The organism is Enterobacter cloacae complex sp. IR5441 (assembly GCF_049238215.1).
GTDB lineage: Bacteria > Pseudomonadota > Gammaproteobacteria > Enterobacterales > Enterobacteriaceae > Enterobacter > Enterobacter hormaechei_C.
Genome location: NZ_JBMKIA010000013.1, coordinates 58673 through 72326, shown reverse-complemented (window position 1 = coordinate 72326; position 13654 = coordinate 58673). Strand labels below are relative to the sequence as shown.

The following is a 13654-nucleotide window of genomic DNA, read 5'->3' as shown; positions in this document are numbered from 1 at the left end:
CAGTCAGGGACGACGTTTACCGGTTCAATCCTTTGGGCGACTCCTGTTCTCTCCGGTACCATTGACGGTATGAAAACTCTTTGCATACGTATTCAAGATTTGAAGTTACGAAAAGGTTTCATGTTTGTAAAGTGATCTCGATCTTGTTGTGAGAATTTTAATTTTTTGTGTTGCATACGCATGCAAAGGTGGTGTAAGTATAAAAAACACCCACTTGCTGAGGCGTTTGAAGCACGCGCAAATGGGCAGGACGTTGATAAGGAATCAGGGGTAATGAAACGTAAGACTTTTGCAGCAGTCACATCCCAACAGGTCGCTCAGCTGGCGGGGGTATCGCAATCTGCGGTGTCGCGAACGTTCACGCCGGGGGCCAGCATTTCACCGGCAACGCGTGAAAAAGTGCTGAAGGCAGCGCGCGAGCTGGGCTATCGCCCGAATGCGATCGCCCGTTCGCTCAACACGGCTCGTTCGCGCATTATCGGTGTCGTCATTTCTTACTTTGATAACCCCTTTTACTCGCAGGTGCTGGAGGCGCTGGCGCAAAAGCTGGATACGCTGAACTATCACCTGCTGCTGTTCGTTGGCGATCGGGAAGGTAACGTAGACCGTATTTTTGACCAGATTATGCAGTACCGGGTGGATGGCATTGTGCTGGCCTCGGTGACGCTGTCGCTGGAGTTATCCGAGGAGTGCCTTGCCGCCGGGATCCCGGTAGTGCTGTTTAACCGCAGCGAAGAGAGTGGCATGGCCTCCAGCGTCAACAGTAATAACGAAGCGGCCGCGCGGCAGATTGCCGAGTTTCTGCTGGCGGGGGAGCACAAGCGTTTTGCGTACGTGGGCGGCGTGGCCGATTCCCCGGTCAATATCGCCCGCCAGCGCGGGTTCATTTCCACGCTGGAAGAACATGGCATCACCGATGTCCGGGTGGTGCACGGGAATTACGACGCTCAGCAAACCACCCGGGCAGCCTATACCCTGTTTTCGACGTCGCCAGCGCCGGATGCGGTCTTTGTCGCCAACGATCATATGGCCGTCACGGTAATGGATGTGGCGCGCTATGAGTTTGGTTTGCGCATTCCGGAGGAGGTCTCCGTTGTCGGCTATGACGACATCGGCCCTTCCGGCTGGCCCTCTTATGCGTTGACCTCGGCGTCGCAGCCGGTCGGCGCGATGGTGGATGCCACGGTGGAACTGTTAATGAAGCAAATTGACAGCGGAACCATAGAGCCTGAACAGATTACGGTGCCCGGTACGCTGGTGATACGCCACTCGGCGCGTCGCCCACGCAGCGGCGTTATCGAAACCAATGGTTTAACGCTATTCCAGTCTAAGGAGCGCACATGACCAGATTACGGGGCTTCAGCCCTCAATTCGACTCTATCCAGCAGTTCATTTTGACGTTGACGCACGTGGTGTGGGAGCAGAAAGATATCGGCCAGCTGGCGGATTTTTACGCCACGCCGGTGGTTTTCACTACCCCCGAAAAACAGCTGCATGAGCTTTCCCAGTTTATGCGCCTGACGCTTGAGGCGATGCACAGCTTCCCGCAGCGAGCGGTGCTGACGGAGGATATTCTGTGCAGCCAGAACCCGGGGGACGAGTACTATGCGGCGCAGCGTACCGTAGCCCGCATTCAGCACCAGGGGGAGGGATTTTTTGGCCCGCCGACCGGGAAAAATGTCTGGGTCCGCACCTGGGCCGATCGCATCTGTGTTGATGGTGCCGTACGCCAGGAGTGGCTGCTTCAGGATCGTGCCGCGATTGTGGCGCAACTGGGGCTGGATGTCCGCGACTTTGCTTTTAACCTGGCGACCATGCGCCAGCAGCTTGGGCTGGAATCTGTGTCTGCTGAGACGCTGGACGCCCGCTGGGCGGGTGGGCCTGAGGGCGACGACGTGGAAGGGGCGCTGGCCGGGGTCGTTGAGCGCTACTTAACGATGTGGGCGGGCGGTAACAGCGGCGTGGTGCCCGGTCTCTATCACCCGGCGGCGACGCTGTACGCGCCGGGGCACTGCCTCTGCACCGGCGAACAGGAAATTGGCGCACAGCTTTCCGGTTATCGCGCTTCATTTGCCGACAGCGAAACGCAGCTTCATCACCTGATTGTGCGTAAAGATCCTAACGAGCCGATTCGACTTTCATTGCGCTGGTCGTTGTTAACCTGGCATGACGGTTACGGCAAATTTGGTGCGCCGACCCGTAAACCCATATCAATTACCGGTATCAGCCAGCTTGAATTACGTGATGGTTTAATTTTCCGTGAATATCTGGGGATCGATGAATTAGCGATTTGGTCGCAAATATTTAATTAATGGGGCGGCAGCCCCCTTATTCCGGCTGCAAAAAATAACCGTGTTTAATTCACCCTCACTTACGGGTGCGGGTTCTTATTGTCTGAAAACAGAGCAGGAGTTTATATGTCTTCCACCGAAGCAACAAATAAAGCACCAGCCGTACCCGAAAAAAGCAGCGTGAAATCGCTGAAAGAGGAACCTGTATTACAGGTGGAGCGTCGTGATTTTGTCGATCTGGTACCGGAAAAAAGACCGCGCGTGCAATCATTACGCGGCTTTGATGACTGCTATACCGATATTGTCGATTATATCGTTCGCTGCACCCATAAAATATGGGACGAGCGCGATGTTGGCTTAATTTATTCTCACTATACCCATAACTGCGTGCTGTATAACGCGCTGGGGACACTCTATAACCGCGAACAGGTGGTACAGGATACGCTGCAACGCTTAATTGCCTTCCCGGAACGGCGCGGAATGGCAACCCAGGTTATCTGGAACGGAAATGATGTTGACGGTTTTTATACCTCTCACCTGGTGACGGGAAGCGGGCGGCATACCCAGCACAGCCATTTAGGCAAACCGACGAACCGTACGTTTGTGACGCGTACCGTGGCGGATTGCATGATCCACGAGAATAAAATTTATCGGGAGTGGGTGGTCAGCGACAATATGTCACTGATGAAACAGCTTGGCCTGAATACCGATCAAATCGCATTTAATATGGCAAAGGAGCAGTTCGATAAAGGCTTCCGCGTGATGGACATCGGCGAAAACGGCCGCATGCTGGGGCAATATCCGCCGGAGATGGAGTGCGATGTTTCCATTGCGCACACCGATACGGAGGAGCAGTGCCTGCGCTGGCTGCATGAGATCTACAACCGCCGGATGTTTGGCAAGATCAAAGAAGTGTATGCGCCTAACGTACAGTGGCACGGTCCGCTGATGAAAGAGCTGTACGGCACCGCGGCGGTAACCCATCAGACGCTGGCGCTGGTGGGGATGATCCCTGACGGCGCGTGGCTGCCGCAGCATATTTGTTCCAACCCGTGCGATGAAGGCGGCGTCAAAGTGGCCGTACGCTGGATTATCGAAGGACATCACCTGGGTTACGGCGAACTCGGCAAGCCGACCGGAGAACGACTGTTCGTGATGGGCATGTCGCACTACCACATCGTCAACGGAAAAATTGTTGATGAGTGGGTGGTTTATGACCATCTGGCGCTGCTGGCGCAGATCAAACTCGGCCAGATGGAGGACGCGTAAATGTTAAATCAGGTGAGCTGGATTAAGCGTCCGCAGGGGCAGGATGCGCAGGCCGATCGTTCCCTGACGGAGAAGGTCAGCGCCATTATCGAGCGCGTGAAAACCGAGGGCGATACGGCGCTAAGAGCCTTTTCGCAGCAGTTTGATCGTGTCGTACCGGCGCAGTTTGAGGTGAGCGAGCAGGAGATTGCCGAAGCACTGGAGGGGATGGATGCCCAGACGCGCCGCGACAGTGAGTTTGCCATTAATCAGGTGCGTCGTTTTGCGCAGGCGCAGCTGGCGACCATGCTGCCGCTGGAGGTAGAGACGCTGCCTGGCGTGCATCTCGGTCACCGGATCATCCCGGTGCAGACGGTGGGCTGCTACGTGCCGGGCGGACGGTATCCGATTCTCTCCGCACCCGTGATGTCGATTGTTCCTGCGACGGTGGCGGGCTGTGAACAGATTATCGCCTGTCTGCCCCCGGGCGCCCATCCGGCGATGATTGCAGTTTGCCATCTGGCGGGCGCGCACCGCATTTTCAAAGTTGGCGGCGCGCAGGCCATTGCGGCTATGGCCTGGGGAACGGAGAGTATTCCGTCGGTGGACAAAATCGTTGGGCCAGGCAACGCCTTCGTTAACGAAGCGAAACGCCAGGTGTTTGGTCGAGTCGGCATTGATGCCCTCGCCGGGCCGAGCGAGATTTTTACTATCGCCGACGACAGCGCCGATCCGCGCATTCTGGCCGCCGATATGCTGGCGCAGGCAGAGCACGATATTCATACCCGCGTCGGGCTGGCGACAACCAGCCGGGATATCGCTGAGCGTACCCTGGCGGAGGTTGAGCGTCAGCTTGCCACTCTGCCAACGGCCGCCACGGCGGGCGAGGCGTGGCGCCGGCAGGGTGAAATTGTGCTCTGCGAAGATGAAGCGCAGCTGATTGCGTTTGCTGACCATATGGCGACGGAGCATTTGCAGGTGCATACCCGCGATCCGCACGCGACGGCAGCGAAGATCCGCAACTATGGCTCGCTGTTTATTGGTCAGAACGCCAGCGTGGTGTTCTCCGATAAATGCTGCGGCACCAACCATACGTTACCGACGATGGCGGCGGCACGCTATACCGGCGGTCTGTGGGTAGGGGCATACGTCAAAATCTGTACCCATCAGTGGATTGACGAGCAGGGTATCCCGGCAATCGCAGAACCGGCGATCCGCCAGAGCCGTACCGAGGGGATGCAGGGGCACCGACGGGCGGCGGAAATTCGTCTGCGTCCGCAGGACATTGATGCCATTACTACCGGCATGCGGGACTAAAACGTATCCCGGGCAGCCTTCTGCCCGGTTTTCAGCACGGGGAGCCTGAGACTATGAAGCGCCTGACACCGCCAGACGACTGTCCGGAGGAAATTGCCCGCCGTCTCGACGTCATACAGCAGCACCGGGCGCTCAACGCGATCCTCGGGGTTAACCCTGACGCCATGTCTCAGGCGGAACAGCATCAGCAGCAGCGTCGGCGTGGAGAGCCGATCGGCCCCCTGCACGGCGTGCCGCTGATCGTCAAAGATAATATTGCCTGCGCGCCGATGCCGATCACCCTTGGCTGCCGTGCGCTGGCCTCACTTAACGCGACAGCGGATGCTCGGGTCGTGCAGCGATTGCGCAGAGCGGGGGCGATTATTCTTGCCAGGGCCAATATGTCCGAGTTCGCGTTCGATGTGCGCTCGCGTAGCTCGCTGGGGGGTGATGTGGCGAATCCACTTTGCCCGACACTCACCGCCGGAGGTTCCAGCGGAGGATGCGCCGCGGCGGTGGCGGCTGGAATGGCGGATGGCGCATTGGGTACCGATACCGGCGGCTCTATCCGCATTCCCTGTAGCTATACCGGGCTGGTGGGGCTACGGCCTGCCTTTCGCCGTTCACAGCTGGACGGCGTGGCGCCGCTCTCGCCCAGCAAAGATACCGTTGGGCCAATGGTACATAGTGTTGAGGATGCCGCCTTGCTGCATGCGGTGATCCATGGCCTGCTGCCGGTTGCGCTTCCTGTGCGTTCGCTGAAAGGCGTTCGCTTTGGCGTGGTGACCGCGTTACAGGGAGAGGATGAGGTACAGCTGGAGGTCTGGCAGTCGGCGCTGCACACGTTGCGCCGTGCCGGAGCGACGCTGGTGGAGGTTTCACTCCCCTTCCTTGAAGAGGTGAGGCAGGCCACCTGCCTCAGTCTGTATGAATTTCGCGTGGCGATTGACGACTGGCTTAGCAAACAGCCTGGCGCTCCCTCCGGACTGACAAGCATTGTGGACTCCGGCGCTTTCCTGCCAGAGTTTGCGCCGTTTCTACGTCAGATGCTGGCGAGTAACACGCTGAAAACCCCGCTCTGGCTGGCGGGGCGTCGCTTTCAGCGCCTTTTGCGGCAGAACCTTTGCCAGGTGGCGGAGGTGCAGCGCATCGACGGATTTGTGTATCCCACCGTACAACGATTACCAGAAAGTATGGCGAAGATGCCGCCAGGCTGCGCGCCGGAACTGGCCGCCATCAGCGGCCTGCCTGCCATTACGTTGCCCTGTGGCGTAAGCCGTATCGGGCTGCCGGTAGGGATGGAGATGTTATCGGCGCAGGAGGATGAGACGATGCTGATGACGCTGGCGCTGGCATGTGAGGGGGCATTGCACAGTAAATGAAGATATAAAAAACCCGCAGGGCTTGCACCATGCGGGCTTTAATGCGTTCACAGGAGGGATTGAGCCAGCATTCTATGACCGCAGGCGCTTACCGGTCTGGGCATCAAACAAGAACATTTTTTCCGCGTCTACGGTGAGGAAGACCTTCTGACCCACGTTGATATCCAGCTTTTCATGGGACACCACGATCAGCTCCTGATCGTTGATACGCACCCGGATCTCCTGTCCTTCCCCGGTCATTTCTATCAGCACGATTTCCGCTGGCATCCCTGACTCGCCGAGCCGGATATAGTGCGGTCGGGTGGCGCAGATGATCTCCATCCCTTCAATATGTGAGCGGAGGGGGCAGGGGAAGCGGTAGCCGTTGTTGAGCACAATCTCGCCGTGCTGAATCACGCCTTTAAGGATGTTAATTTCCGGCGTGCCGATAAAGCCCGCGACAAACAGGTTATCCGGGTTACGGTACAGCTCTTCCGGGGTGCCGACCTGCTCAATATGTCCGGCATTCAGCACCACAATTCTGTCCGCCATGGTCATCGCCTCCGTCTGATCGTGCGTGACGTAGATGGTGGTGCGCCCCATCCGCTGGTGGATCTTACGAATTTCGCCGCGCATTTTATGGCGCAGTTTGGCGTCCAGGTTGGAGAGCGGTTCATCAAACAAAAAGGCCTTCGGGTCACGCACCAGCGCGCGTCCCATCGCCACGCGCTGACGCTGGCCGCCGGAAAGATCCCGCGGGAGGCGATCGAGCAGATGCGTCAGGCCGAGGATTTCCGCTGCCTCTTCCACGCGCGCCATCCGTTCCGCTTTTGAGACGCTGGCAAGCTTCAGGGCAAAACTCATGTTGTCCCGCACCTTCATGTGTGGATAGAGCGCATAGCTCTGGAACACCATGGCGATATCGCGTTTTTTGGCGGGCAGAGTGTTGACCACCTCGCCGTGCATCAGCAGTTCACCGGAGGTGATGTCTTCCAGACCCGCAATCATGCGCAGCAGGGTGGATTTCCCACACCCGGACGGGCCGACCAGCACAATAAATTCGCCTTCGTGAATGCTCAGCGAGATCCCTTTAATGATGCTGACGTTGCCGTAGGATTTACCGAGATTATTTAAAACGATTTGGCTCATGTTACTCTCCTCGCCCGGCGGTGTGGCCTGGCTGCAATAATGGCATGACGTGCTGGCGGTAAAGCGCCGCCGCAGCGAGATCCTGCTGGATAATGCTTTGTGCTGATTCGCTGAAGCGCAGCGCGGCCGTACGCAGATCCAGGTGGTTGGCGCTATCAATACCCGCCAGCACCTCAGGTTCGACAATGGCTTCCCCGTGCAGCGCGCCTAAAATCGCGCCGCTCATCACCCCGATAGAGTCGGTATCACGGCCTGAATTGATGGCGTCTTCCACCGCGCCGCGAAACTCGCCTTCGCGCAGCAGGCAGAAGGCCAGCGCCATTGGCAGTTCCTCAATCGACATCAGGCGCGAGGGCTGGTAGGCCATGGTCGGGACGCCCGCTTTTTCCGGGCCGTGCATCAGGTCATCACCCATCGGTGAGAAGGGCAAAAGCGCATCGTGCAGGGCGTCAACGACCTGTTGATAATCCCATGCGGTTCCACGGTAGCGATGCGCGACCTCAAGCGTTGCCGCGATGGCCTGGTGGGTGCCGTCTTTAGCCAGTTTCAATGCGATGTTGGTGATAGCCTCAATGGTGATGCCAGGAATAAATGCCGCTGCAACGCAGGCGGCGAAGACCCCGGCGGCCTCCAGCCCATAGCTCTGCTGATGCCCCTGGGTGAAATTAATGGCTTCCTGGTAAGCTGCCTCAGGGTTGCAGGCATTAATAGCTCCGATGGGGGCGGCATACATGGCTGCGCCGCAGTTCACCATATTGCCCACGCCGCCCTGGCGCGGATCGCAGGCGGCCAGTTGCAGACGATGGAAGATCCATTTTTCCGGATAAAACAGGCGCTCAATAACCAGCGCTTCCCGATCCAGTTCCGGCACCCAGCGCGGTTCCCAGGCAATCTTCCGCACAAAAGACTCCCCCATATCCCACGCATCAACGTGACGGCCCAGCTCGCTGTAAACCTCCATCAGGCAGAGCGTCATCAGCGTATCGTCGGTGATGATACCGTTGCCGCGTACGCGGTTGTTGCGCCGTGCGGACGGCTCGTCCATCCGGTGCCAGCGCTGGTGGATGGAGGTGACGCGGCCATATTTCTCCGCGATTTGCCGGGCGGAGAGTTTCTCAACCGGTCCGCCTAAGGCATCACCGAACGCCACGCCATACAGCATGCCCAGAATGCGGGACGTGAACGATAAATCAGCGGCTTGAGTAACGGTCATTTTAATTTTTCCTCTGCATATTCGGTCATGGCGTTTCCACCTGCGGCTTTCCAGGCGCTGACATACTGATCCCACTGATCAAATGACGCTTTGCCAGAGACAAACTGGTACGCCCACTGGTTATAAATACTGCTGGTTGAGTCGATGGCGGCGGCAAACGACGCCGGGAAGATAAAGGCGTTATCCGCCGTAAAATAACGTTGTGAATTGTCGATATAGCGCAGCATCGCGGGCGTCCGCCACTCCACCGGCGGCTTCCAGTTGGAGGCCTGGATAAACCGCGGATACCAGGCATTAATTTTTGGCGTCACGTTTATCGTGTTACCCTTACGAACGTAGTGCGTGTTCTCGAAGCCCATCTGCTCCATCATTTGCCCTTCCGGGCTTGCCAGAAAATCGAGCAGGATCATCACTTCCTTTTTATGTTTCGAGAGCGAGGACATGGCAAAGCCTCGCGTTTCCATGGAAACATCTGTCGCCGCCAGCCCTTTACCTGCCGGGCCTTCGGGTGGGTCGAGCAGGGTGAGGGTGGCGTCAGGATGGATCTGGCGCATCTTTTCCTGGTACACGCCGACGTTGCCCGGCGATGAGACGGATACCACGCCAACCTTGCCGGTATAAAACTCATCCTCTTTTAGCTCCCAGTTGGTGGTGATGTACTGGGAGGAGAGCAATCCTTTCTGATACAGCGAATGGTAGAACTCCAGCTTGCTCCGCTCCTGCGGGCTTATCTGGGCGTTGATCAGCTTGCCCTGATCGTCCTTGAGCCAGGTGGCGTGAATGCCAAACGCCGGGTTCATAAAACCGTCGAGATCGCGCAGGTCTTTCTCGGAGGTGATCCCCCAGCTATCCGTCTTACCGTCGCCGTTGTAGTCACCGGCGTGGATCGCATTGAACAGCGTGACGTACTCCGCCAGCGTTTTGGGTGATGCGCTGAATCCGCTCTTCTGTAACCAGTCCTCACGGATCACCGGCTGGCGCGCGCGCAGGGGAAAGACATACAGCAGGGTCGGATGGTTTTGCAGGCGAAGCCGGTTGTGCGGCCACAGCGCCTCTTTCAGATAGCGGGTTTGCGCAATCCACGGACGCCAGTCTTCAAGAATGCCCTGTTCGACCATCTTCTGGTCGCTGCCGTTGAAATAGATCAGATCAGGGATGGTGCCGGAGAGCAGCATCACGTTCAGCACGTCGGAGTAGCCGGAAGACGACAGGTTGACGATCTCAATGTGGATATCGTGTCCCTGGCGTGCCAGCGCCTGCTCGATTCGCTGAATATGCGCGACATCTTCGCGGTTGGTGGTCAGCAGATCTTTTTCCACAATCCGGATAGTGACCGGCTCGGCCCAGGCGGCCTGGCATAACAGCAGGCCGCAGGCGATTGCTGTGAATAATTTCATCGTCATCGCTCCAGTTAACCCTTCACCGCGCCGGACATGGTCCCTTTGGTGAAGAAGCGCAAAATAATCGGGTAGATGGCAATCAGCGGGGCGATGGTTAAGGTGATCATCCCGGCTTTCAGCGCCTTAATGCTGATCTGGCTGGCATCGGTGTAGTTCGACATGCTTTCGACGCCTACCATCGCCAGCTTATCGCCCTCGACGACAAACTGACGCAGCACCACCTGCAACGGCCATTTGTCCGGGTCGTTGAGGTACACCATGGCGCGGAAAAACTCGTTCCAGTGCAGCACCATGTAAAATAACGTGATCATGGCAATGGACGATTTGGCGACCGGCATAATGACGTACCACAGCGTCTGGAACGGGTTCGCGCCATCGAGTTCGGCGGCTTCCAGCAGCTCCTCCGGGATCTCTTCGAACAGGCGAACCAGAATAATCAGGTACCAGGCGAAGACGGCGCGATACAGGATGACGGACCAGTAGCTGTTCAGTAGCCCCAGCTTTTTCATCACCAGAAAATCGGGGATGATGCCCGGCTCAAAGACGATGGTGAACAGGACAAACATAAACAGCCAGCGGCGTCCCGGCAGGCGTTTTTGCGCCAGCGCCCAGGCCAGCAGCACGGTGAAAACTACGTTGATGATGGTGCCCACCACGGTAATCAGCATCGCATTGCCAAACCCGCGCAGCACGGCTTCGTTGGTCAGCAGCAGCTTCCAGACGTCCAGCGAAAAGCCCTGCGGAATAATTTCCAGGCCGCTCATGCCGGGCACGTTTGCCGGGCTGGAGAAGGATATCGCCACCAGGTTGAGGATCGGTTGTAGCGTCACGACAACCAGCAGCATCAGTACCGAGAGAATGAGCACGTATTCGATGCGCTCAAAAGGGGTGCTTCGTGATGAGATGCGCATTACCAGACTCCTTTACCCGTCAGGCGTTTTGAAACGTTATGTGCCAGCACGATAAGGATCATGCCGATCACGCCTTTGAATAACCCTGCGGCGGTCGCCAGCGAGAACTCCCCGGTGCGCAGGCCCATGCGGTAGACGTAGGTGTCGATGATGTCTATCTGACCGTTCACCACGTCGTTGGTCATGTTGAAGACCTGATCAAAACCCTGGCTCAGGAACAGCCCGACGTTGAGGATAAACAGCGTGGCGATAGTCGGGGTGATAGCGGGCAGGGTGATGTGCCAGATTTTGCGCCAGCGCCCGGCACCATCCATTTCTGCCGCTTCATACAGCTGTGGATCGATGGCGAGGATCGCCGCGATGTAAAGTAATGAGTCCCAGCCCGCGCTGCGCCACATTTCAGTAAACACCAGCACCCAGCGGATAGAGCCGCTGTCGGTCATAAAGGGGATCGGATCGTAGCCCATCGATTTAATGATGTCGTTAACTGCGCCATCAACCGGCGAGAGCGTGGCAATCGCGATGCTGGCGATCACCACCCAGGAGAGATAGTGCGGCAGATAAATCACCGACTGGACAAATTTACGGTAACCGGACGAGCGCACTTCATTGAGCAAGAGCGCCACGATAATGGGAACCGGAAAAATAAAAATCAGCTTCATTGCGCCTATAATCACGGTGTTCTGTATCACTTGCCAGAAAACAGGGGATGACATCAGCGTGGCAAAATACTCCATTCCGACCCAGATATTCGGCGGGATAATACGGTACTGCTCAAACGCAATTTTGGTTTCCCAAATGGGTAAATAGTGCCAGATAAAAAAATAGATAACCCCAGGCAGGGCCATCACGTAGAACGGCCACCACCGGCGTAACGTCTGGCGGCAACGTGCCATGCGGGATAGTGTTTGCTGGTGAGGCATGTTATTTACCTGCGGTATCGCGCCGCCGGGTTTAGATTCTGTCAGGGCTTTCATCGGACATACTCCCATTACTGAAATGGTTGTCGTGAATATAATCTGTGTTTGCAGAAATATGCGTGCGTTAAATTTTCTCGGTGAGAATGTTTTTATCGTTATATTGCGCGAGGCGGGTCAGGACATCTTTATATTCAGGCATATTTGATGCGCCTTCTTTTTCGACGGCCAAAGAGGCGAAAGCACAGGCAAATTTTGCTGCCTGAATAATGGATTCCCCTTTCGCCATCGCGGCGGCGAATGCGCCGTTGAAGGCATCGCCAGCACCGGTGGTATCCACACATACGGCTTTCAGCGCCGGGATATGAATAAATTGCTCACCGTCATAAATAAGCGCGCCTTTCGCTCCCATGGTGATGATGACGTGACCTACCCCTTTCGCTTTAATGGCTCTGGCGGCTTCCTTCGCGCTGGCAAGGTCCACGATATGAATGCCGGACAGCAATGAGGCCTCAGTCTCGTTTGGGGTCAGAAAGTCCACGTTCTTCAGGCAGCTAACCACATCAGATGACCAGGGGGCAGGGTTCAAAACCACCTTAATCCCGTTACGGCGGGCAATTTCAATGGCCCGAAAGGTAGCGGGTAGATTATTTTCCAGCTGGGTTAAAAAAATATCTGAGTTTTTCACTTCAGGGGTAATCGCTTCAACTTCATCGGCTGTAATGGACCGATTGGCCCCAGGGCTGATGGCAATCATATTTTCACCATCACTTTGACAAACATAAATAAGCGCGGTGCCGGTTTTCTGATCTTTATCTTGATAAAGCGTGAAGCTGTCGATAGCAGAAGATGAAAGATGTTCAAAGGCCATCTGACTAAACTGATCGTTACCCACCTTACCGACAAAATGGGTTTTAACATTGCATTTGCTTACGGCCAGCGCCTGATTGGCGCCTTTGCCGCCGGGTCCAATAATGGTATTTTCGGAGAAAATAGATTCTCCGCTTTGCGGGAAACGATCGACATTAGCAATAATATCAACGTTGAATGAACCCAGAATACAGACTTTACCTTTCATCTTTCGCCCTTTATGTCGGGATTGGATCGTTTTTCTTGACTGCGCGGAGTCAAAAAAATGAATGATATTGCTATCTAAATTATTGACTGATTGGGTATGAAAAATACGGCGTTTGATAATTGCCCCACCGTGGCATCGCTCAATGCCGCCTTCCTGCGCTAATAAGTTCAGATCGCTGCGAATCGTTTCCCTGGTGACGTTAAATACTTTCGCAAGCTGATTCACCGTCGCCCGTTCGTACCTGTTAAGCCAGGTCAAAATTGCATAATGCCGTTCTTTATTGAGCATAAGGTCACCTCTGTAGTTATATTATTGTTTCCTTGTTGTTAATGTTTTGGTGTTGTTCACAGATCGTTCGACAAAACAAAAGAAAACGGAAATATATGAGGTGATAACTATTTAATATCAATTGGTTATGTTGATTGCGTGAAGGGGGGTGGGCTTTGATTTGCAGTGCGGGGATTTCAACGATGGCATGGGCCATGACGCAACGTTAGATTTTTCTCGGGCGCTTTAGCACGCAGAACATTGGTGTAGGTCTGGGGGGCTGTGGCTGATCCGGCATGAACCGGAATACCTGAACGTATAGCGATAATCGCCGGACTAAGTCGAATGGCTCGGACAACGACAGACACAAAAAAGCCCGCAGGGCTTGCGCCGTGCGGGCTTTCAGGACTTCATCGGATGACTCTGGTATTCACCGATGGAGAATTTTGGGCTGGCGGAGTCTGATTTTGACTGTTAATTATCTGTATTTAATGCTTTTTTTATTAAATTTAGATTTTGGATA

At 55.8% G+C, this 13654-nt stretch carries 11 protein-coding genes; 5 read left to right on the top strand and 6 right to left on the bottom strand.

The features are described 5' to 3' along the window. Positions 1-273: 273 nt before the first annotated feature. The 5 genes from ACOTX5_RS15480 (at position 274) to ACOTX5_RS15460 (ending at position 6217) form a co-directional block, all read left to right on the top strand. The gene (locus tag ACOTX5_RS15480) at positions 274-1344 is read left to right on the top strand and encodes a LacI family DNA-binding transcriptional regulator (protein ID WP_003862277.1); all 1071 of its coding nucleotides are present in this window, start codon (positions 274-276) and stop codon (positions 1342-1344) included. Further along, on the top strand, positions 1341-2312 hold the full coding sequence (locus ACOTX5_RS15475; protein ID WP_015571630.1) for a nuclear transport factor 2 family protein: 972 nt from the start codon (positions 1341-1343) through the stop codon (positions 2310-2312). The genes ACOTX5_RS15480 and ACOTX5_RS15475 overlap by 4 nt, the downstream gene beginning before the upstream one ends. Positions 2313-2417: 105 nt before the next feature. Beyond that, on the top strand, positions 2418-3560 hold the full coding sequence (locus tag ACOTX5_RS15470; RefSeq protein ID WP_015571629.1) for an ester cyclase: 1143 nt from the start codon (positions 2418-2420) through the stop codon (positions 3558-3560). Further along, positions 3561-4856: a histidinol dehydrogenase gene (gene hisD / locus ACOTX5_RS15465; protein WP_045906895.1), complete on the top strand. Its 1296-nt coding sequence runs from the start codon at positions 3561-3563 to the stop codon at positions 4854-4856. A gap of 53 nt (positions 4857-4909) precedes the next feature. Further along, positions 4910-6217: an amidase gene (locus ACOTX5_RS15460; protein WP_045911563.1), complete on the top strand. Its 1308-nt coding sequence runs from the start codon at positions 4910-4912 to the stop codon at positions 6215-6217. Between the two features lie 72 nt (positions 6218-6289). Here the strand turns inward: ACOTX5_RS15460 and ACOTX5_RS15455 are convergent, their stop codons facing one another. The 6 genes from ACOTX5_RS15455 to rbsK all read right to left on the bottom strand — a co-directional run bounded on the left by ACOTX5_RS15455 (position 6290) and on the right by rbsK (position 13152). Next, a complete protein-coding gene (locus ACOTX5_RS15455; RefSeq protein ID WP_234101224.1) occupies positions 6290-7345 on the bottom strand; it encodes an ABC transporter ATP-binding protein in 1056 nt (351 codons plus the stop codon). A gap of 1 nt (position 7346) precedes the next feature. Then, positions 7347-8558 (bottom strand): ADP-ribosylglycohydrolase family protein, encoded by a 1212-nt coding sequence (locus ACOTX5_RS15450; protein ID WP_032104644.1) that lies wholly within the window; start codon positions 8556-8558, stop codon positions 7347-7349. Continuing rightward, on the bottom strand, positions 8555-9955 hold the full coding sequence (locus ACOTX5_RS15445) for an extracellular solute-binding protein (protein WP_045911562.1): 1401 nt from the start codon (positions 9953-9955) through the stop codon (positions 8555-8557). The genes ACOTX5_RS15450 and ACOTX5_RS15445 overlap by 4 nt, the downstream gene beginning before the upstream one ends. A 14-nt stretch (positions 9956-9969) precedes the next feature. Continuing rightward, positions 9970-10869, bottom strand: a complete 900-nt coding sequence (locus ACOTX5_RS15440; RefSeq protein ID WP_017692842.1) for a carbohydrate ABC transporter permease — start codon at positions 10867-10869, stop codon at positions 9970-9972. Next, positions 10869-11792: an ABC transporter permease gene (locus ACOTX5_RS15435; protein ID WP_223832628.1), complete on the bottom strand. Its 924-nt coding sequence runs from the start codon at positions 11790-11792 to the stop codon at positions 10869-10871. Before ACOTX5_RS15435 ends, ACOTX5_RS15440 begins: the two co-directional genes overlap by 1 nt. Before the next feature lie 121 nt (positions 11793-11913). Continuing rightward, a complete protein-coding gene (rbsK, locus tag ACOTX5_RS15430; protein WP_045911561.1) occupies positions 11914-13152 on the bottom strand; it encodes a ribokinase in 1239 nt (412 codons plus the stop codon). Positions 13153-13654: the final 502 nt, after the last annotated feature.

Coding starts and splice junctions, on each gene's coding strand:
- ACOTX5_RS15480 (WP_003862277.1), top strand. CDS start 274: ATGAAACGTAAGACTTTTGCAGCAGTCACATCCCAACAGGTCGCTCAG.
- ACOTX5_RS15475 (WP_015571630.1), top strand. CDS start 1,341: ATGACCAGATTACGGGGCTTCAGCCCTCAATTCGACTCTATCCAGCAG.
- ACOTX5_RS15470 (WP_015571629.1), top strand. CDS start 2,418: ATGTCTTCCACCGAAGCAACAAATAAAGCACCAGCCGTACCCGAAAAA.
- hisD (WP_045906895.1), top strand. CDS start 3,561: ATGTTAAATCAGGTGAGCTGGATTAAGCGTCCGCAGGGGCAGGATGCG.
- ACOTX5_RS15460 (WP_045911563.1), top strand. CDS start 4,910: ATGAAGCGCCTGACACCGCCAGACGACTGTCCGGAGGAAATTGCCCGC.
- ACOTX5_RS15455 (WP_234101224.1), bottom strand. CDS start 7,345: ATGAGCCAAATCGTTTTAAATAATCTCGGTAAATCCTACGGCAACGTC.
- ACOTX5_RS15450 (WP_032104644.1), bottom strand. CDS start 8,558: ATGACCGTTACTCAAGCCGCTGATTTATCGTTCACGTCCCGCATTCTG.
- ACOTX5_RS15445 (WP_045911562.1), bottom strand. CDS start 9,955: ATGAAATTATTCACAGCAATCGCCTGCGGCCTGCTGTTATGCCAGGCC.
- ACOTX5_RS15440 (WP_017692842.1), bottom strand. CDS start 10,869: ATGCGCATCTCATCACGAAGCACCCCTTTTGAGCGCATCGAATACGTG.
- ACOTX5_RS15435 (WP_223832628.1), bottom strand. CDS start 11,792: ATGCCTCACCAGCAAACACTATCCCGCATGGCACGTTGCCGCCAGACG.
- rbsK (WP_045911561.1), bottom strand. CDS start 13,152: ATGCTCAATAAAGAACGGCATTATGCAATTTTGACCTGGCTTAACAGG.